The 20,651-nt window shown below is 29.7% G+C and carries 16 protein-coding genes, 1 tRNA gene and 1 riboswitch; of the genes, 15 read left to right on the top strand and 2 right to left on the bottom strand.

Annotation, left to right across the window (positions count from 1 at the left end):
- Window positions 1-127 precede the first annotated feature (127 nt).
- Genes JOC47_RS01135 through larAH6 form a run of 3 tightly spaced genes read left to right on the top strand, consistent with a single transcriptional unit; the run spans window position 128 to window position 4,705 of the window.
- Complete coding sequence (locus tag JOC47_RS01135) at window positions 128-1,204, top strand: lysylphosphatidylglycerol synthase transmembrane domain-containing protein (protein ID WP_204700119.1); 1,077 nt, start codon at window positions 128-130, stop codon at window positions 1,202-1,204.
- Entirely contained in the window at window positions 1,197-3,422 is a 2,226-nt protein-coding gene (locus JOC47_RS15850; RefSeq protein ID WP_204700120.1) for a glycosyltransferase, read from the top strand. Before JOC47_RS01135 ends, JOC47_RS15850 begins: the two co-directional genes overlap by 8 nt.
- A 35-nt stretch (window positions 3,423-3,457) precedes the next feature.
- Complete coding sequence (gene larAH6 / locus JOC47_RS01145; protein ID WP_204700121.1) at window positions 3,458-4,705, top strand: nickel-dependent malate racemase, LarAH6 family; 1,248 nt, start codon at window positions 3,458-3,460, stop codon at window positions 4,703-4,705.
- Between the two features lie 62 nt (window positions 4,706-4,767).
- Here larAH6 and JOC47_RS01150 read toward each other — a convergent pair whose 3' ends face one another.
- A complete protein-coding gene (locus tag JOC47_RS01150; RefSeq protein ID WP_204700122.1) occupies window positions 4,768-5,205 on the bottom strand; it encodes an Hsp20/alpha crystallin family protein in 438 nt (145 codons plus the stop codon).
- A 281-nt stretch (window positions 5,206-5,486) separates the two neighbouring features.
- Here JOC47_RS01150 and JOC47_RS01155 point away from each other — a divergent pair, with 281 nt between their 5' ends.
- The 10 genes from JOC47_RS01155 (at window position 5,487) to JOC47_RS01200 (ending at window position 17,351) form a co-directional block, all read left to right on the top strand.
- A complete protein-coding gene (locus JOC47_RS01155) occupies window positions 5,487-5,996 on the top strand; it encodes a hypothetical protein (protein ID WP_204700123.1) in 510 nt (169 codons plus the stop codon).
- Window positions 5,997-6,030: 34 nt separating this feature from the next.
- Complete coding sequence (locus tag JOC47_RS01160; protein ID WP_204700124.1) at window positions 6,031-8,436, top strand: ABC transporter substrate binding protein; 2,406 nt, start codon at window positions 6,031-6,033, stop codon at window positions 8,434-8,436.
- Window positions 8,437-8,452: 16 nt separating this feature from the next.
- Window positions 8,453-8,529: transfer RNA gene (locus JOC47_RS01165), tRNA-Arg, on the top strand.
- A gap of 100 nt (window positions 8,530-8,629) precedes the next feature.
- Window positions 8,630-8,714, top strand: a riboswitch (cyclic di-GMP riboswitch).
- Window positions 8,715-8,823: 109 nt separating this feature from the next.
- Complete coding sequence (locus JOC47_RS01170; RefSeq protein WP_204700125.1) at window positions 8,824-10,812, top strand: diguanylate cyclase; 1,989 nt, start codon at window positions 8,824-8,826, stop codon at window positions 10,810-10,812.
- A gap of 262 nt (window positions 10,813-11,074) precedes the next feature.
- Window positions 11,075-12,064 carry a 7,8-didemethyl-8-hydroxy-5-deazariboflavin synthase subunit CofG gene (cofG, locus tag JOC47_RS01175; RefSeq protein WP_204700126.1) on the top strand — a complete coding sequence of 330 codons (990 nt, stop codon included), beginning with the start codon at window positions 11,075-11,077 and terminating at the stop codon, window positions 12,062-12,064.
- A complete protein-coding gene (cofH, locus tag JOC47_RS01180) occupies window positions 12,027-13,115 on the top strand; it encodes a 7,8-didemethyl-8-hydroxy-5-deazariboflavin synthase subunit CofH (protein ID WP_204700127.1) in 1,089 nt (362 codons plus the stop codon). The genes cofG and cofH overlap by 38 nt, the downstream gene beginning before the upstream one ends.
- An 81-nt stretch (window positions 13,116-13,196) precedes the next feature.
- The gene (locus tag JOC47_RS01185; protein WP_204700128.1) at window positions 13,197-13,742 is read left to right on the top strand and encodes a DICT sensory domain-containing protein; all 546 of its coding nucleotides are present in this window, start codon (window positions 13,197-13,199) and stop codon (window positions 13,740-13,742) included.
- A 119-nt stretch (window positions 13,743-13,861) separates the two neighbouring features.
- Window positions 13,862-15,160, top strand: coding sequence for a Na+/H+ antiporter family protein (locus tag JOC47_RS01190; RefSeq protein WP_204700129.1), 1,299 nt, complete (start codon window positions 13,862-13,864; stop codon window positions 15,158-15,160).
- A gap of 145 nt (window positions 15,161-15,305) precedes the next feature.
- On the top strand, window positions 15,306-15,980 hold the full coding sequence (locus JOC47_RS01195) for a L,D-transpeptidase family protein (protein WP_204700130.1): 675 nt from the start codon (window positions 15,306-15,308) through the stop codon (window positions 15,978-15,980).
- A gap of 6 nt (window positions 15,981-15,986) precedes the next feature.
- Window positions 15,987-17,351 (top strand): ABC transporter substrate-binding protein, encoded by a 1,365-nt coding sequence (locus tag JOC47_RS01200; RefSeq protein ID WP_204700131.1) that lies wholly within the window; start codon window positions 15,987-15,989, stop codon window positions 17,349-17,351.
- A gap of 27 nt (window positions 17,352-17,378) precedes the next feature.
- Here JOC47_RS01200 and JOC47_RS01205 read toward each other — a convergent pair whose 3' ends face one another.
- Entirely contained in the window at window positions 17,379-18,263 is an 885-nt protein-coding gene (locus JOC47_RS01205; protein ID WP_204700132.1) for a selenium metabolism-associated LysR family transcriptional regulator, read from the bottom strand.
- A gap of 295 nt (window positions 18,264-18,558) precedes the next feature.
- On the opposite strand from JOC47_RS01205, the gene JOC47_RS01210 reads away from it, so the two are divergent.
- Both JOC47_RS01210 and JOC47_RS01215 read left to right on the top strand, forming a co-directional pair.
- The gene (locus tag JOC47_RS01210) at window positions 18,559-19,545 is read left to right on the top strand and encodes a YeiH family protein (RefSeq protein ID WP_338035291.1); all 987 of its coding nucleotides are present in this window, start codon (window positions 18,559-18,561) and stop codon (window positions 19,543-19,545) included.
- A 261-nt stretch (window positions 19,546-19,806) separates the two neighbouring features.
- On the top strand, window positions 19,807-20,415 hold the full coding sequence (locus tag JOC47_RS01215) for a diguanylate cyclase domain-containing protein (protein ID WP_204700133.1): 609 nt from the start codon (window positions 19,807-19,809) through the stop codon (window positions 20,413-20,415).
- Window positions 20,416-20,651: the final 236 nt, after the last annotated feature.

Raw genomic sequence — 20,651 nt, forward strand, 5'->3', positions numbered from 1 at the left:
TGACTTCTTTGAGTTTTTTATTATAAAAAATTGGATAAGAAATCTATGTTGGCATCTGCATTGTTTTTTGATATAATATGGTTTAGCATAATTAGGAAATTAAATTTTATATTAGAAGGAGCTAAAAATGAGTTATTCAAATAACGAACAGGATAAATTGCAATCTGAAAGAACAAATAATAAAAATTTACTCAGTTATTCTATATATTTATTGGTCTTTATTGCTCTATCAGGATTATCTTTATATATTGTTTATAAAATATTTGGGGCTAATTCTAATTTTGCTATTTTTAAGTCTTATTCTTTATCTGTTTTTTCAGGTCTATTGTTGTTATTACTATTTTACTTTACTTTTGATGGTTTAAGACTTTATTATGTATTAAAAACTTTAAATACTGATATTGATTTTAAGCATATAGTAAAATTGGTATTTATTAATTTGTTTATTTCTAATGTGACTCCTTTTGCTACAGGCGGGGGTTTTGTTCAGATTTATTTTTTAAATAAAAGAGGGATTTCTTTAGGTAATGCTACTGCTGCAACTACTATCAGGACTGTTTTAGCTACCATGTTCTTTTTTATTACGACCCCCTTAATCATTTTAACTGAGCAAGAATTCACACAAGTTTTTCCTAAGCAGACAGTTCTATTTTATATATCTTTGTTTTCAGTACTTTATTTTACTTTTTTCTATATAGTTATATTTAAAAATAGACTATTAAAAAAGATTGTATATAATTTTTTGCGTTTTATTAAGCATAAAAATATTATCTCTAAAGAAAAATTCCGTGAATTATGTCAGAACTTATTTGAGGAAATTGATATTTTTAGTGATAATTTAAATTATTTTTTAAGAGGTAGAAGAAAAGATATTATTGCTACTATTTTAGCTACTTTATTGTTTCTATTAGCTGAATTTTCTTTTTCGGTAATTCTAATTCAAGGATTAGGTTATGAAGTTGCACCTTTATCTATAATTTTAATGCAGGTAATAGTTGTTTTTTCTATGTATTTTGCCCCTACTCCAGGTGCTACTGGAGTAGCTGAAGGTAGCTATTCACTATTGTTTGCTCGATTTGTACAATCTAGTGATATAGTCCCTTTGATATTTGCTTGGAGATTTTTAACAAAATATATTGGGATGTTAATCGGTATGATATTATTTTTTACTGGTTTCATCAAGGGGGATAAAGTAAGTGAGTAATAAAGCGAAGGTGATATTAGCAAGTAGTATTTTAATTTTAATAATTATTATTTCTTATAGAGTTTATGCACCTCGTTCTATTCAAAATTTTAATGCAGTTAATTTAAAAAATATAGAGAAGGTCAAAAAAACAGTAGATGATAAAGAGTCTTTTTCCTTTATAGTACTGGGGAATATTAAAAACTCTATTACAATTTTTGATAAAAAGATTTTGCCTAAAATTCATAAAGATGAAGTTGATTTTATAATTTCTACTGGAAATAATGTAGTAGATAGTGGTGAGGGGAAATATCGAGTTTTATATCGTACTCTATCTGACATGAAAGTCCCGTTTATTACGGGAGTAGGTGAAAATGAAGTTAAAGAAGAAGGGTATAAAAATTATTATAAATACTTTGGGCCTTTTTATTTTTCTTTTCAGGTGGATGATTCTTATTTTATTTTTATTGATACAACGGGACATAGTCCTAAACCATGGCAAAAGACATGGTTAAAGGGAGAACTAGAGACTTCTTTACTCTATGATAAACGATTTGTAATTATGAATCGACCACCTTTTAAGGTTAATGTTGACTATCTATTAGATGAAGAAACTAAATATGTTCAAAAAGAGCAAGAAAGAGAATATTATAAAGAAATATTTGCTAAATATAATGTAACTAGTGTATTTTCTTCTAACTTAGAGATTTACGAAAAAGAAATTTTTAAGAAAGTACCTTATTTTATTACAGGTGGTGCGGGGGGAACTATGATTTTAGATAACCCAAAAAGCTTTTACCACTATTTAAAAGTTAATGTAACCCCCCAAGGAATTAATTATCAGATAAAAGAAGTGACTAAAGAATTTGGGTTTTTAAATCCTGAAGTTGCTAAATTTCTAGAAAATGTTTGGATTTTCTTGCAGTCTTTTATGTATACTAATTATACTACAGTATTGTTAATATTAGTAATTATCTTTATGGTTGCTTTCATGTTCTATTTAGAATTAAGACGTGAAGTGGATTATTATCGTGAATTTAATTCAGCTGATAATAAACTGCATAAAGAGAAGTTAAAAATAGCTATTTTTACTAACAATTATTTTCCTTTTATTGGCGGAGTTCCTATTTCAATTGAAAGATTAAGCAAAGGACTGCGAAAATTAGGTCATGAGGTTTATATTTTTGCTCCTGAATATCCTCAGAATGATAAGCAGGATGAAGATAAGGTAATTAGATGTAAGACTTTAATGCATAAAGAACAAAATGGAATGGAATTACCAATTGTTAATATTTTTTCTAATGATATAGAAGAAAAATTTGCTGAATTAGATTTTGATTTAGTACATTCGCATCACCCAATTTGGCTAGGCTCTAAAGGTTTATCTTTAGCTGAAGAATATGATCTTCCGCGGGTATTAACTTATCATACAAGATTAGAAAAATATTCTCATTATTTGCCCGATTTTATGATTTTTAAAAAGTTATTTGAAAATAGAATTGCTCATTATATTATTAAGAAAGCTGCTAATCGTTCAGATGCAGTGTTCGCTCCAACAGGGACTGCTAAAGAGTATCTCCGTAATATTGGAGTTAGTAGGCATATTGAAGTATTGCCTACTGGAGTTGATTTTGATGACTATCAGGTATCTCAAAATGAAATAGATCAACTCCAGAACAAATATAAAAGTGATAATGAAGTATTATTGCTATCTGTATCTAGATTGTCTAAAGAAAAGAATCTCTATTTTTTAATTGAAGCTTTGCAACATATTAAAGAAACAACCACATTAAATTTTAAATGCTTGATTGCAGGAGATGGTTCAGAAAAAGAAAACTTAGAACAATATATTATTGATAATCAGTTGACAGACTATGTTCAGTTGATTGGAACAATAGACCATCAAGAGATTAGTAAGTATTATAATATGGCAGATCTCTTTGTATTTGCTTCTAAATCAGAAACTCAAGGTATGGTATTATTAGAAGCAATGGCTGGGGCTACACCTGTAGTAGCAGTTAGGTCCAGTGGTATAGATGATGTAATTAAGAATGGTTATAATGGATATAAAGTACCTGAAGATATTAATCAGTGGTCAGAGAAAGTAACTAAGTTAATTAGAAGTCAGGAATTACTAGAAGAGATGTCGCAAAATGCTTATCAGTATGCCCAAGATAATTCAATTGAAGAGATGGCAAAAGAAGCAGTTGAAGTTTATAATAAAGTTATTAATCTTTAATTTAATTCTAAAAGTAGAGGAGTGAGAAGTTAATTATGAAATTAAAATATGGTTCTGAAAAAGTAGAGCTTGACTTAGATAGATTATCGCAACCGCAAGTGCTTCGTCCTAATGAAAAAGAGGGGGTAAAGACGCCACAACAAAAGATTGAAAAGAAGTTAAAGAATCCTATTGATTCTGCTCCACTAAAGGAATTAGTAACAGAAAAAAATCCTGATAGTGTAGTGATTATTGTTAATGATGTCAGCCGGGCAACTCCTTATAAGGTTATGTTGCCTCCATTATTAGAGGAGTTACATCAACAGGGAGTAACAAAAGATGAGATTTCTTTAATTATTGCTACAGGAATTCATGACCCAAATACAGAAGAACAAAATCGCAGGATTTTTGGAGATGAAATAGTAGATAACTATCGTTTGGTTTCTCATGATCCTGATCAAAATTTAGCTGATTTAGGGGAACTGAGTTCTGGTAATCAATTATATTTAAATCAAGAAGTTTTAGATGCTGATTTATTAATTACAACAGGTGTGATCACTCCCCATTATTTTGCTGGATTTTCTGGGGGGAGAAAATCAATTTTGCCTGGGGTAGCAGGGAGAGATACTATTCAATTTAATCATTCACGGATGGTAAATTTAATTGGTGATTTACCAGCAATTGAAGAAAATCCGATTAGTCAAGAAATGATTGAAGGGGCTAAATTAGCTGGAGTAGATTTTATATTAAATGTAGTGACAAATAGTCAACAAGAGATAGTAGAAGTAGTAGCTGGAGATTTAGAAAATGCATGGCTAAAAGGGGTTAGAACTTCAGCTGAAATGTATCATGTTGAATTAGAAGATAAGGTTGATGTAGCTATAGTGAGCGCAGGAGGATATCCAAAAGATATTAATATTTATCAAGCTCAGAAGGCTTTAGATAATGCAGATGGAGTAGTTAAAGAAGGCGGAACGATTGTTTTGTTAGCGGAATGTAGAAATGGATTAGGTGAGGAGACCTTTGAAGAGTGGCTGACTGAAGCTGAAGAACCTAAAGATAACGTTGAACGAATTAGAGAAAAATTCATTCTTGGTGGTCATAAAGCATTTGCGATTAGTAAAGTTGTATTAGAGAAAGATTTTATATTATTATCTGATTTTTCTCAGGAAAATACTGAAATGATGTTTGCTACTAAAATGGATAATCTTGAGCAAGTGCTAAAAGAAATTAATCAAAAATATGATGACTATACTTCAATTGTATTACCACAAGGTGGTTTAACTGTACCAGTTATTAGATGAGCACTTATAATTAAAAAATCCGTCTCCATTTTATGGAGACGGATTTGTTACCAAGATTGTTTTTATTTAATATCGATAGTTTTTCGTTTTTCTTTATCATCTTCAAGTTTAGGTAGATTGACTTCCAAAATTCCATCATTGTATTCTGCTTCTATTTCATCTTGCTTAACGTTACTTAATCGGAAACTGCGTTGATATTTTCCAGTTCTGCGTTCCTTACGGATATAATTATCTTTTTCTTCTTCAATTACTTCTTCATTGTCTGCAGTGATAGTGAGATAGTTATTGTTTAATTCTAGGTCAATATTTTCTTTATCCATACCAGGTAATTCAGCTTCGATCGTATAAGCATCGTCTGTTTCCTTAATATCAGTTTTGAAACCGGTGATATCATTTAAGTCCATGAAATCTTCTAAAACACTGGAAAATAAGTCCCTAGGTTGACGATTTTGCTTAGATACTTGACCTTTCTTATTATTGGAAGTCATTAAATCGAACATACAAAATCACCTCCAATACTTATTTTTTTATTTCTTCACTATCAACTTCAATTATATTATAATTGAAAGCAATTCTGAATTCAACTCCGAAAATATTGGATTATTATTAAAAATAGTTAAATAATTTAAATTATTTTGGGTTTAATTATTATTTCTTAAAAATTTTAAAGATTAAATTAAATTTCGATTGATAAAATATTTTGTTTAAAAAAAGGTAAAATAGATATTATAAAGAAATAGATATATGATATTTAAAATTTATTTTAATAGAGGGGATATTTATGACAAGACCTAATAGTAATAAAATAGAGATAACTTTTCCAAATGGAGAGAAGATTGAATGTGATAATTTAATTGCGTTATTACAAATGGATGATTTGGTAGAAGAGTTTGAACAAATATTAGTGGGAAATTGGGAATTAAATGAATTAATTGAAACTAAATTCTTTTTACAGCAAATGTATAATGAGAAAATAAAAGAACGTTTATCGCCAAAAGATAAATTAGTTTTTGAAAATATACAACAAAAGAAGAAAAGATCTAAACAAAATTTAAAGCAAAAATTATCTCAGGAAGAACGCGACTTATATAATTTTTTAGAGCCTGAAGCAGAGATTTTAATGTCAGAAGACTTGCCTGAGGATATTGATGAACAAGACCTTGAAAAGTTTTTTGATGAAATATTTAATACTTTAGATGAATTAGGAGAAGATGATAAAACTGAGCAAGATAAAATAGGAGGCTCAGAAGAAAAAAAGATTATAGATTTAGAGCAGTATAGAAATAAATGATTAATTTATTCTATTATAAAGTTGGGTGATTTAGGTGCAATCTAAAATAAAAAAATTAAATTATGGATTAATCACCACTATATTAATTGGGGTTTGTTTTTTCTTTACTGTTTCTGCTTTTGCCAAAGATAATGTACTGGTTTTACATTCATTTCATCAAGATTATATAGAAACTAAAAAAGTACAGCAAGGTATTAAAGATAGTTTTGCTGAGCAAAAGATTAATCTTCATCTAGAATATATGGATAGTAAGAGAGGATTTGAGAAAAAACATTTCCAAAGTTTATACCAATTATATAAGCATAAATATAGTACTAAAAATATAGATTTAGTTATTGCGGTCAATAGCAATGCATTTAACTTTGTGAAGGATTATCAAGAGCAATTGTTTAAACAAACCCCAATTGTATTTTGTAGTATCAATAAAAATATTGGAGCTCTTATTGATGCTAATAGTCATTATTATGGTAATAATGAAAAACTTGATATTAACAGTACTGTGGAATTAGCTTTAAAATTACATCCTAAGCGCGAGCAGTTAGTTGCTTTTTTTGCTAATAATTCTAGTGGGACAAGCAATCGTAAATTTTTTGAAGAACAAGTAGCAACTAATGATAGTATTGCAGCTAACAAATATCAAGTTTATCAAGTAAATAATACTCAAGAAATCAAGAAAAAAATAGATCAGCTAGGAACTAATAATATTATATATTTAGGTAAAATTTCGCGAGGAGATGATAATCAATACATTACTTTGCGTGCTGTAGCTCAAGATTTAGTCGATTATAGTAATAGTCCTATTTATAGTAGTTGGAGTTTTTATTTGGACTATGGGATAATAGGTGGAAAGTTAATTAATAATTATCAAGAAGGAGAAAATGCAGCTCATTTGGCTTTGAAGTTATTAAAGGGAGAAAATACTGCGGCTTTAAATATGATAAATTCTACAAAGTATATGTTTGATTATAATAAATTAAAAGAGTATAATGTGAGTTTTAATAAATTGCCGTCTAAAAATAAAATTATTAATTCGCCCCAATACTTTTATCAAAAAAATCAAAAAACATTTTGGTTTATCACTGTTACTATTATTTTGTTAGTTATAATAATAGTTTTATTATTGATTTATGTTGTCAAATATAGGGAAATAAAAGAAGAATTAGAAATTGAAGAAGAACGTCTGCGGTGTGCTGTACAAGGATCTCGCATCGGAATTTGGGACTGGAATGTAAAGAAAGATAAAGTGCGCTGCAGTTCTGATTTTATGGAGAAATTGGGTTTTAATTCAAATATAATTAGCAATTATTTAACTACTTTAAAAAAACGAATTCACCCTCAAGATAGAGATGAAGTAATAAAAAAATTAACTGAAGAATTGAATAAGACTGATTTTTATCAAGCTGAATATAGATGGAAAGTTAATGAAGGTTGGAAATGGATTTTAGACCGAGGAGAAGTTATTCAAAGAGATAATGAAGGTGAAATGTTGCGGGTAACTGGTACTTATCAAGATATTAGTTTCCAAAAAGAGATTGAAACTGAACTAAAACGAACTAAAGAAAAGCTAGAAAATATATTTGCCCATAACAATATTGTTTTTTTCTCTTTAAATGTAGAAGATGGAGATATAATTGAAATTTCAGGTTCTTGTACTAAAGTATATGGATATCAAACCCAAGAATTTTATGATGATTCTAATTTGTTATCAGAAGTTATTTATCCTGAGGATGAAGAAATTATTGAGAAAAAAGAAGAGTTGCTAAAGAAAAAAGAAACCGGAGAAGAACATTTGCAGTTTGAATATAGAATTGTTAAGAAAAATGGAGAAGTGCGTTGGGTAGAAGAGTATACGATTCCAGTTAGAAATTATTCTAAAGAAGTTATCAGATTAGATGGAATAGTGACTGATATTACTGAACGTAAGGAGGCTAAAGAACGATTAAAAGACCGAGCTTATTATGATGCTTTAACGGGAGTTTATAATCGACATATAGGTCTGCAAATATTAGAGGAAGAAAAAAGAAAATTAGCAAGTGGAGAGAAATTATCAGTCTGTTTTGTTGATGTTAACAATCTAAAGACAGTTAATGATAATTATGGTCATAAAGAAGGAGATAGATTGATTAAATTAGTTGCTATGACCGTTAGTCGTGAGATTAGAACTAGTGATAAATTAATTAGATTAGGAGGGGATGAGTTTTTAATTTGTTTTCCTCAATGTGATGTTGAACTTGCTGATAAAATTTGGCAGAGAATTAGGAATAAGTTTAGACTAATTAATCAAAAAACTAATAAACCTTATCAAATATCTGCTAGTCATGGTATTGCAGAATATAAAGGACAGCAAGAGATTTCGGTAGAAGAATTAATCACTATTGCTGATGAAAAAATGTATGCAGAAAAACAAAAAATGAAAGAAGAGAAAGCGGAAAATTATTAATATCCTTATTTTATTTGGGACTATAGCTCAGCTGGATAGAGCAGCAGACTCCTAATCTGCAGGTCGCAGGTTCAAATCCTGCTAGTCCCACCAGATTATGATTTTACTATTTTTATTTACTAATATGATTTTTGATGATATAATTTGTATTATAAATTATATAAAATAGATAATAATTAAAAAATAAATATATTTAATTTAATAGCAAAACAATCGAAAGGTTGTGACGCAAAAACCTGAATTTAAGGATAAACTCTAAGATTGTCAGGTCTGCCTCAGCATTAAATAGCCAGTGATTTATTAACTGGCTATTTTGTTATTTAAATATAATTACTAGTCTAGTATTTGTATTATATTTGATCTTGATTTAAGTAAGGAGTGAGAATTATGAGTGAAATATTTGTGGTTGAAGATGCAAAATTAGATAAAGCTATAATAAAAGATGTATTGAATGAAATGGGGTATAAAGTAAAATGTTTTTTTAAAGCTGAAACAGTAATCAATTTTATGAAAAAAATTGATTCAGCCAGTTTACCGAAATTAATAATTATCGATATAATTCTTGCTGGTCAAATATCTGGTTATCAACTAGCTCAAAAAATAAAAAGCAATTATAACATTCCTGTTATTTTCTTAACAGGTGCTTCAGATGATAAAGTGCAAGATAACAAACAGCTTCTAAATGGTGATTTGTTTTTAAATAAACCTATAGACCAAAGTGAACTAAAAAATAATGTAAAAATTATAATGGAAAAAACAAGATCAGTTAAGACTAGTAAAAACGATATTAATGAAAATCTAGTTAAGTATTTAGATAATCAGATATGGTATTATAAGGATCCGTATACATATAAAATGGTTAATGAGAGTTATGCCAGATTTTTTGGAAAAAATAAGGAAAATTTCAATAATGAATATATTTTTAATATACTCGCTGCTAAGGATGCAGAAGAAATAATTGCAGAGAATATAGATATATTTTGGGATAAGAAAACTTTTAGAAAAGAAAAGTGGGTTAGAAATTTTAAAGGAGAAAGTAGATTATTTAAAATTAAAAAAACTCCTATTTTTAATAATAGAGGTAATGTAAAACATCTTTTTTGTCAGGCGAAAGATATTACTGAACAGAATATTTTAGAAAATGAACTGCGCCGTAATCGAGATAACTTACAGCGAGTAATAGAAACTATTCCAGACATGATATTTTTGATAAATAAAGCAGGCGATATTCTAGATGTTTGGACAGAAGATGAATCCCAACTTCTTTACTCTAAAAAAGAAGCAATTAGCAAGAATATAAAAGAATTTTTATCTAGAAAGACATATAATATCTATCAAACTAAAATTAATGAACTTTTTAACGAAGAAAAACCTGTCACTTTTGAATATAGCTTGAAAATTAATGAAGAAAAGAAATACTATGAAGCTAGAATGTTAAATATCAATAGTTACAATCAAAGCCAAAGAATAGTTGTTAGTGTACGAGATATTTCTAAGCGGAAAAAAAGTAATTTGAAATTGGGGAAAATATCTAGAGAATATGAAACTATTTTCTCTAACGTAGAAAATGCTATATTTTTAATTAACGTTGAAAATGAAACATTAAAATTCCAGCGTTTAAACACTTTTCATGAAAAATCTACTGGTTTAAAAACTGAAAATATTAAAGGTAAAACGCCAGTTGAAATTTTTGGAGAAGAATTAGGTTTAGAATTAGAAGAAAATTATAAACAATGTCTAAAGAAAAAAGTAAGTATTAGTTATGAGGAAGAGCTTGATCTTCCAGCCGGTAGAAGGGTGTGGTTAACTAAATTAACACCTGTAATCAATGATGGAGAAGTAGAAAAAATTGTAGGGACGTCACTAGATATTACAGAAAATAAACAAAGAGAAAAAGAAATAGAATATCTTTCTTTTCATGATAAGATGACTGACTTATATAACAGGAGATATTTTGAAAATGAAATCCAAAGATTGGATTCTAGTCGGAGATTGCCGATTACTATAATAATTGCTGATTTAGATAATTTAAAATATATTAATGATAATTATGGACATCAAAAGGGTGATGATTATATTAAAACAGCAGCTCAAATAATTAAAGATTCTATTAGAAAAGAAGATATTGCTGCAAGAATTGGAGGAGATGAGTTTGCTTTAATATTACCACAAACAGGTGGTAATGGAGCTCACAAAATTTTTCAGCGGATTAAGGAAAAAGAAAATAATTATTTAAAGAGAAATGATTCAATTGAAATATTTTCTATTTCAATTGGTTATGCTGTTAAAGATAGAAAAGAAGTATCATTAGAAGAGACTTTTAAAAAAGCTGATCAAAAAATGTATGCCAATAAAACTGAAAATAAAAAAAGATAAGGGAAGATTATAATACTAGCTTTAAGAAGAGATTATTACAGATATAAGTTCTTCTAGAGAAATGAGTTGAAAATTATTATTGAATTTTATATTATATATATACAATAGCACTAAAGCTTAGAGACTGATTTTTCTAATCTTTAGTGTTTTTTATTTTCTAATTTAAAACAGGAATATATAGTTTTATATAGAAAATAAAAATTAGCGTTGATAAAAAAATGTAGAAAATTGCTTATAAATAATACTTTTAAAAGGAGATAAGATGAAGACTGTAACATATTCTAAAAATGTATTTATTCCGCTAACAACTGTCTGTGCTAATAATTGTACTTATTGTCATTTTAAAGAAGCGGTATCTGAAGCTAAAATTATGTCTATGGATGAAATCCAAGATATTTTGCAAAAAGCTAAAGAAGCGGGTTGCAAAGAAGTTTTATTTACTTGTGGTACTAAACCGGAACAAGTATCAGATTTCAAGAAAAAATTACAGCAGAAGACAGGATTTGATTCTTGGATTTCTTTTGTGATTGCTGCCTGTCAAGAAGCTTTAAAGCAGGGACTGTTACCTCATTCAAATATTGGAGTTGTAGAGAAAGATGAATTGAAAGAATTGGCTAATTATAATGCGAGTTTAGGATTGATGTTAGAGACAACTGCTGATCTAAAAGCTCATACTCATTCTCCTACGAAAACATTTGAAGTCAGGCGTGATTTTATTGCTGCCGCTGGAGAATTAAAAATCCCTTTTACTTCAGGTCTGTTATTAGGGATTGGAGAGAGTAGGCAAGATAGAATAGCTAGTTTAGAAGAACTTAAAAAATTATTTCAACAGTACGGGCATCTACAAGAAGTGATTTTACAGCCAGTTGACCCGCCTTCAAATAGTCACTTATTTACTCCGAAAGTAGAGGTTTTAATTGATACTTTGCAATTAGCTAATGAAATTTTAGCTGAAGATATTGCAGTACAAGTGCCACCTAATTTAGTAGACCTAGAAGAAATTCCAGTTGAGCTTATAGATGATTTAGGAGGAGTTTCAACTTTAACACCAGATTATATTAATCCTGATCATCAGTGGCCAAAAATAAAAGAATTAAAAAATCTATTTCCAGAAGTAGAATTTCAGGAGAGATTGCCGATTTATTCGCAGTACTTAAATCAGAAATGGATTCGAAAATCAGTTTGGGATTGCCTGCAAAGTGAGGGTTGGCTTGATGAATATAGAGCAAAAAGAGATTTTAGCAAAAGTTAAAGCTGGAGGAAGATTAACAACTACAGAAGCAGTAGAACTTTTAGAAGTTAAAGGTACTGATATTTATCAAGTTATAGCTGCTGCTGAAGAAGTTAAGCAGCAGCTAGTAGGAGATAGAGTTACTTATGTAATTAATTACAATTTGAATTTAACTAATGTTTGTGTCAATAACTGTGCTTTTTGTGGTTTTCATCAAGATGTGAATAGTTCTGATGCTTATCAATTGACTGCTCAAGAAATAAATCAGCATTTGGATAAAGCAGAAGAAGCTAATGTGAGTGAAATTTGTCTAGTTAGTGGTTTGCATCCAGAATTTGATTTAAGCACATATTTAAAAATTATTGAAAAGATTAAAGAACAGTTGCCAGAAGTACATTTACATGGTATTACTCCTGCTGAATTAGAACATGCTCTACGTGAGCAAAGTTTAAGTTTCAAAGAGGGGTATCGTCTTTTAAAAGAAGCTGGTTTGGATTCAGTGCCGGGGACAGCAGCTGAAATTTTAGTTCCAGAAGTGAGAACTAAAATTTGTCCTAATAAAATTTCGACACAGAATTGGATTAAGGCTATTAAAGCAGCTCATCAGGTAGGTTTGAGGTCGACTGCTACTATATTGTATGGTCATTTAGAAACAATTCCTCAACGTATAGAACATCTAAAAATAATTCGTGATATTCAAGATGAAACTAATGGATTTACAGAATTTATTCCGCTATCTTTTATTCCGTATAATACGTCTTTAGGGCAAAGTGGTCAAGTGAAAAATGAAACAACCGGGAGAGAGGATCTGTTAATGATAGCAGTAGCACGATTATTTTTAGATAATATTCCTAATATTCAAGCTTCGTGGGTGAAGTATGGACCAAAGTTGGCTCAATTGATGCTTAGCGCGGGAGCTAATGATTTAGGCGGTACTTTATTTAATGAAAACATTTCTCAAGCAGCAGGAAAAGATACAGGAGAGTATTTAGCTCCAGAAAGAATTGTTACTTTAATTTCCGATATGGGTTATCAGCCCCGACAACGGAAAACTTGTTATGATTTAATATAGTGTTGAAATATTAATGCCGTTGATAATGAAAGATTAATAAATATCAAATGTATATTTAAATTTTTATGGAGGTGTCAACTAATGAAAGAAGTATCACTGTATGAAGAAATATTTAGTGAAGTAGAAGGTGAAGTAGAAAATTTAACTGGTGATGTTAGTGATAGTAAATTGAAGTCAAGTAGTTTGAAGTATGAAACTAAAATACCTAAATTAGAGCAGATGTGCTATATTATGGAGAAAGTTTTATTGAATAAAGATGATGCATCTGATACTACTGTTTATGCTGGTTTTCAGAAAGTATCACGGGCAGAAGCGATTTGGGATCGTTATTTAGACTTAGCAGATACTGTAGGCAAGGTGTATCTCTTTGGTGAGAATGATGCTGATCTTGAATCTCATCCAGATATTGAGTTTATTTATTTACCAGAAAAACATGAGTTAATTAGAGAATGGTTTTTAGTAGTAGATCAGCCTTTAGCTAAATCAATGATGGTGGCTTATGATTTAGATGGTTTTGGTCTTTATGAAGATGAAAAGAAACGTAACTTTAAAGGAGCTAAAAGTAATAACCCTAAAGTAGTAGGAGATGCTATTGATTTATTAGATGATGTAATTGCTTCTTATTAATTAAAATTTGTAGTTAATTATCCGGGAGCAGTTTTAGCTAATGCTTCCGGATAATATTGTTTTATTCTTATATTACTTTAATACATTAAATAATTAAAAAAGGGAAGGTGAATTTTTTAATGAATCCAGTACTTGTATCAGTATCAACTATGATTATACTCAGTTTAGCAAATTTAAATGTAATTTTAGCTTTGTTAGTAGCAGCTATTGCAGGTGGTTTAACAGGTGGTTTAACTTTAACTAAGACGATGAATACTTTAATTAATGGTATGGGGGGCAATGCTGAAACAGCTTTAAGTTATATTTTATTAGGAGCTTTAGCGGTAGCAGTACAAAAAACAGGTATAGTCCATTTACTAAGTAGTAAACTAAGTAAATTAATTAAAGATAAAAAGAAATTATTTGTGTTGCTAATTGGGGCTTTTGCTTGTTTATCGCAAAATTTAATACCAGTTCATATTGCCTTTATTCCAATTTTAATTCCGCCGTTATTAGAACTATTTAATAAGTTAAAAATAGACCGGAGAGCAGTAGCTTCAGCCTTGACTTTTGGGCTACAGGCTCCATATATGGCTATTCCAGCAGGATTTGGACTTATTTTTCATAAAATCATTCGTGATGAAATGAGTGCTAACGGGATGGATGTTAGCTTGGGCCAGATTTCTAGTGTAATTTGGATTCCAGTATTAGGAATGTTATTAGGCCTCTTAGTAGCTATCTTTATCACTTATAATCAAGACCGTGAGTATGATGCAGAGGCTTTAGAGGGAGAAGTAGATTCAGTTAATCATGATGTAGAATGGAATATAGAACACATTTTTTCTTTGTTAGCTTTATTAGCAGCTTTAGCAATCCAACTAACTATTGATTCTTTACCATTAGGTGCTTTAGTAGGTTTAGGTATTATGGTTGTAACAGGAAGTGTAGATTGGCATAAACTACATGATTTGATTGATGATGGAGTTAAGATGATGGGGGTAATTGCTTTTGTAATGTTAATTGCGGCTGGATATGGTGATGTAATTAGAGCTACAGGTGGAGTACAGTCGATTGTTCAATCTGTTGATGCTTTAATTGGTGGTAGTCAATTAATTGGTGGTATTTTAATGTTAATTGTAGGTTTATTAGTTACAATGGGGATTGGGACTTCTTTTGGTACAATTCCAATTATTGCAGCAATTTATGTTCCTTTAGCGCAAGCATTAGGATTTAGTCCTTTAGCTACAATTATTTTAATTGGGACAGCTGGTGCCTTAGGTGATGCTGGTTCTCCAGCTTCAGATAGTACTTTAGGACCGACAGCAGGATTGAATGCTGATGGGCAGCATGACCATATTTGGGATACTTGTGTACCTACATTTTTGCACTATAATATTCCTTTAATCTTATTTGCTTGGTTAGGAGCTTTAATTCTTTAACTTAGATGTGAAAATCAAAATTTGTAATTATTATTTAACAGTGGCTTTAATGCTTTCATTAAAGCCACTGTTTTATTTTTTGGATAATAAAAATACATAAAATTACTATACCTTTGCATAGATTAAATAAAAAGGAGAGTGGAATATGAAAGATGATATAGTGGTTGTAATTTTTTTAATTTTATTGAGTGTAGTAGTAGTAGAAAATGCAGTTGTAATTAATCTAAAAAATTTAGATTCAGAGAATGTTTCTTTAGTGGTGAATGCATATCAAAAGCAGTTAAAGGTTTTTAAAAATAATAAATTAGTTCATACTTTTCCAGTGGCTGTAGGAAAGACCAGTACTAAATCACCTGTCGGAGAATGGGCTATAGTTCATAAAGATGCTCATTGGGGAGGAGGATTTGGAGAAAGATGGATGGGACTGAATGTACCATGGGGGAAGTATGGGATCCATGGCACTAATAAACCACATTCAATCGGTACTGCTGCTAGTCATGGCTGTATTAGAATGTTTAATCGTGATGTAAAAAAACTTTATCAGTGGGTAGAGGTAGGAACTAGGGTCAAAATAATTGGTCCAAGAGATCCTATTAAAATTTCTCGTTTTTTAAAGCCAAAACAAAGTGGTCAGGATGTATTATTGTTACAAGAAAAATTAAGAGAAAATGGTTTTAATCCAGGTTATACGGATGGGATGTATGGTGGTAGTACTCAAGAAGCTATGCGTGAATTTAAGTATATATATGGTTTAAAGGATGATTTAGTTGCTAATGAAAATGTATTTTATATTTTAAATTTAACTAAAAAGGACGGGTGAAGAACATTGGGGATAAACGGAATTAAAAAATATTTAATTTTTTTAGTTCTATTAATTATCATAGCAATTAGTAGTGCAGGCCTGAATTATTATTTTAACTATTACCAAAAAGATGAATTTATAATTGATAAAGAGGCTAAAATTGATCCCAATAAACAGTATAATATTGCTTACTGGGATTATCCATTGTTATGGGGGATAGAAGGAGATTATAAATCTTTTTTAGAGGATAAAATTGTTGAGTTTCAACAAAAATATCCTAATATCAATATAAGTTATAAGTTATTATCCCCGATAGAAGGAAGTTCTGCATTACAAACTAGTTTAGAGAATGGTCAGCCGCCAGATATTTATAATTCTATCTGGGGTAAAAAATTATTTAATTCTAAATTACAGATTCCAATAAATCTCTTGACCTCCGAAGAAGAAGTAAAAAAATATCATGTGTCAGCAAGTAAATCTTTTTATGTTGAAGGAAAGTTATGGGGACTACCACAATTGATTTTTCCTCAACTTTGGGTAGTTAATAAAGAAATTTTAGAAAAGAGTAGCTTAGATTTAGATGTTGTTTATGAGCAAGGTTGGAGTTGGAAACAATTTATTAAAGTTGCTCATCAATTATCTAACTCAAATCCTCAGCATTATATCATTTTTATTCCTGACAATGAAGAGTTATTATTTCAGTTATTGGCTGCTGCTTCTGGGCCAAGAATGATTTCAGAAGATGGACAGTTTAATAGTGAAAGATTAGTTAATACTTTGCAATTATTAGCCGAATTAAGAGAAAGTAATGTTTTCCCAGCCCCAAAAGAAAAAATGGGCCAGAAATTATTATCTCATTTTTGGCAAGGTAAAGCAGGAGTTATTGCTCCAGTTACTCCCTGGTTATTAAATAGTCTTTATCAACAAGATAAAAGGTATAGCAAAGTTAGTTTAACTTTGCTACCAGTTCCAGTAAATGAGGCTTTAGATAAGAAATTCTTAATTAAAACAACAGGGTTAATTCTATTTCGTCATCAGGATTATCAGGGGGATGACCATAGTAAGGCAGTTTATAAATTTGCTGAATTTATCAATCATCAACAGAGTTTATATCTTGCTAAAAAGTTAAAAGTATTACCAGCTTATATGCCATGTTATGCAAAGTGGGAAGAAGAGGTTGCAGTTAGTGATAATATCAAAAAAACATTATTAAATTATTCACAAAGTACTAATGATAGTGAGTCATTATCTAAGAGGAATTCATCAGTAACTGTTCAGTTGAAAGAGATGTTGGGGCAAGAATATCAAAACTTTTGGGAAAAAGAATTGTCTCCGCAGCAAGTAATAGATGAAATTAATGAGAATTTGCTCCCAAATGATAATGATTAAAAGATAGTAGAAATTTATTAAATTTCCTCACTTGCTTTTTTCTTTAACATAATTCATAAATTTTGTGAACAGTTGTGATTTATATTTATCACGGTGATATATAAAATTGAATTTACGCTGAAATTGAATTCCTTCCATTTCAACCACTGCTAGTTCTTTATTTTCTAACTCTTGTTGAATAGATATTTTCGGTAAAATTGAAATTCCCATATTAGAGATAACTGCCTTTTTAATAGCGTCAATATTATTTAAGGTATGATAGATAGTATAATCTAATTGATACTGAGCTAATGTATTAGCAATTACTTCTCTTGTACCACTGCCTTTTTCTCTCATGATAAATCTTTCATCTTTTAAAGCTGATGGTTTAATTATTTCTTGCTTGGCCCAGTGATGATTAGCAGCGCATATTAATAGTAAATGATCATCGAAAAATGCTTCTCTAATAATATTGTTATTAGGTGTTGGACCTTCCACTAAGCCTAAATCAATTTCATTTTCTAAGACCATCTTTTCAATTACTGCTGTATTATCAATGACAAATTTTATTTTCAATTTTGGATATTGCTTATGAAATTTATTGATTATAGCAGGTAATAAGTAAGTACCGATAGTCATACTCGCTCCAATTCTTAGTGTTCCTTGTTCTAAATTGTTTATATCTTCAATTGTTTGTTCTGCTTCTTCAACTAAATTGAGGATCCGTGTGCTGTAATCTAATAGAACTTGGCCCGTATTAGTTAGAACAAGACGGCGATTTAATCTTTCAAATAATTTCACCTCAAGTTCTTGTTCTAGGTTGGCAATTGTTTGACTGATAGCCGGTTGGGTTATATGTAATTTTTCTGCAGTTGCTGACATACTTTTTTCTTGACTGACAGAATGAAATATTCTTAATTGTCGTAAATTCAATTTCATCATCTCCTATAAGTAATAGCTTATGTATTTAATAATAAATTATTATTTTACTAATATCAAGCTAAAGTTTATAATTAGTAATAGTTATTAGGGAATAATTATTTAGGAACATAAAACCAAAATCTCAAACCCCTAAAATTTCCATTACATGCCTAGAGAGTGGTTTTATGTTTTGCCCTGTTGACTGTGGCTGCCGTTGTAGTTGAAAAGCTACAGCGGTAGTTATAATTCACTTATTCATAATTAGTCATAGATATTCTTGATTATAGAAAAATAGGGGGGGGGAAAAGTGGGAAAATTGAGAAAGACATTTTTTTATTATCTGCCGGGGGTTTTCATAGCTTGTTTAATAGGTCTTGGCAGTAAGTATTTAGCAACTTGGGTTCCTAATTTAAGCGGTGTCACCTTAGCTATTATATTAGGATTAATTATTCGGAATACATTAAATTTAGATGAAAAACATTCTCCAGGAATTCAGTTTGCTAGTAAAAAAATATTAGCTTTAGCAATTATATTAATGGGGTTAAAATTAGAGTTAGCAGTTTTAGGAGAATTAGGATTAGAATTTATAGCAATTGTAATTATTATGGTTTGTAGTTCTATTACTTTAAGTTATTTATTAGGTCGCTTATTAGGTGTTTCAAAAAGCTTTAGTCTATTATTAGGAATTGGTAATGGAATTTGTGGTTCTTCAGCTATTGGAGCTACTGCTCCTTTAGTAGCAGAAAAGGAAGAAGAAATTGGTCTTTCGATTGGAGTTGTCAATTTATTAGGAACAATTGGTATTTTCTTATTACCATTATTAACAGGATTATTGAAATTAACTGCTCCTAAAAGTGCTTTAATGATAGGTGGTACTTTGCAGGCAGTAGGTCAAGTAGTAGCAGCAGGTTTCTCTGTTAGTGAAAAAGTAGGTCGCTTAGCAACTGTAGTTAAGATGGGTCGTGTATTGATGCTCGGGCCAATAGTCTTAGTGCTTGGTTTCTTCTTTCAAAATGATGAATCCTCTCAGCAGAAGAAAGTAAGTATTCCTCCATTTATTGTTGGCTTCTTTATTTTTAGTTTGTTGGGTAGTTTAAATTTATTACCAACTAGTCTAGTAGAAAATTTAAAAACTTTAAGTAAAATATTATTAACAATTGCTATGGCAGGGATAGGTCTAAAAATAAATGTATCAGATTTAACTGATCAAGGTCCTAAAGCTTTATTGTTAGGAATGTTAATTTTTATTGCTCAGTTGTCTTTAATTACTATTTTAATTTCTTTTATTTCTTAAATTAGTTAGTCCGGTAAAATTTGAATATATCCTTAATATCTAATCCTCATGGTCTAATTCATGAGGATTAGAGGCTTTTTTGTAAAGATAAGTAAAAAGTATAAAAAGTTTCAAATAATTTTAACAATAATTTAATCTCATAGAAAAGGAATTTTAATATTGATCTGTGATAATAAAATATAAGCAATTTTAAAGCAAGGTGTGAAGAGGAATTTAAAAGAATCTAATTTATAAGTAGTGGCGCTATTTTGGGGGTGGATTATGCAGAAATCAATTGGTGATTTAGTAAAGCAAGAAAAAAATAAAACAGTAGATTATACTGCTCAAAATAAAAAAGTGGCAAATTATTTTAAAACAAACCCAAATTTAAATAGTATAGTAGTATTGCAAAATAATCAAGCAGTAGGATTAATTATGAGAGATCAATTTTACTTTAGATTAGGAAGTAGATATGGATATGCAATTTTTATTAATAAAGATGTAACTTCAATTATGAAAACTGATCCCTTGATTATAGATGTTGAGGCTCCAATTACTGAGGTGTCGCAATTAGCTATGGATAGAGAAAAAAGCGATGTATATGATGCTATAATTATTACTAAAGATAATGAATTTTTTGGAACAGTATCGGTTAAAGATTTGGTAGAAAAATTGACTAAATTCAAGGTAGAAGAGGCTAAAAATCTCAATCCTTTAACTAATTTACCAGGTAATAGAATCATTAAAGAAGAGATTGAAAAAAGGATTTCTGCCTCGCAAAGTTTCTCTTTTTTATATATTGATTTAGATAATTTTAAAGATTATAATGATTGTTATGGCTATCAAAAAGGAGACCAAATTATAAATTTCACAGCTAAAGTACTTAAGTAGTCAGTATCAGATGTTGGAGATAGTAGTGACTTTATTGGTCATATTGGTGGAGATGATTTTGTAATTATAACTCATTACAGTCGTGATGAAATATTAAGTCAAGCAGTTATTGATAAATTTAATAATGGGATTAATAAATTTTTTAATTCTACAGACCAAAAACGTGGTCATATGTTAATAGAAGATAAATAGGGGAAAAATTATAAAACCCCTTTGACCACTTTATCTATAGCAAT

Origin of the sequence: Halanaerobacter jeridensis (genome assembly GCF_016908315.1) — a bacterium.
Taxonomy (GTDB): Bacteria; Bacillota; Halanaerobiia; order Halobacteroidales; family Halobacteroidaceae; genus Halanaerobacter; species Halanaerobacter jeridensis.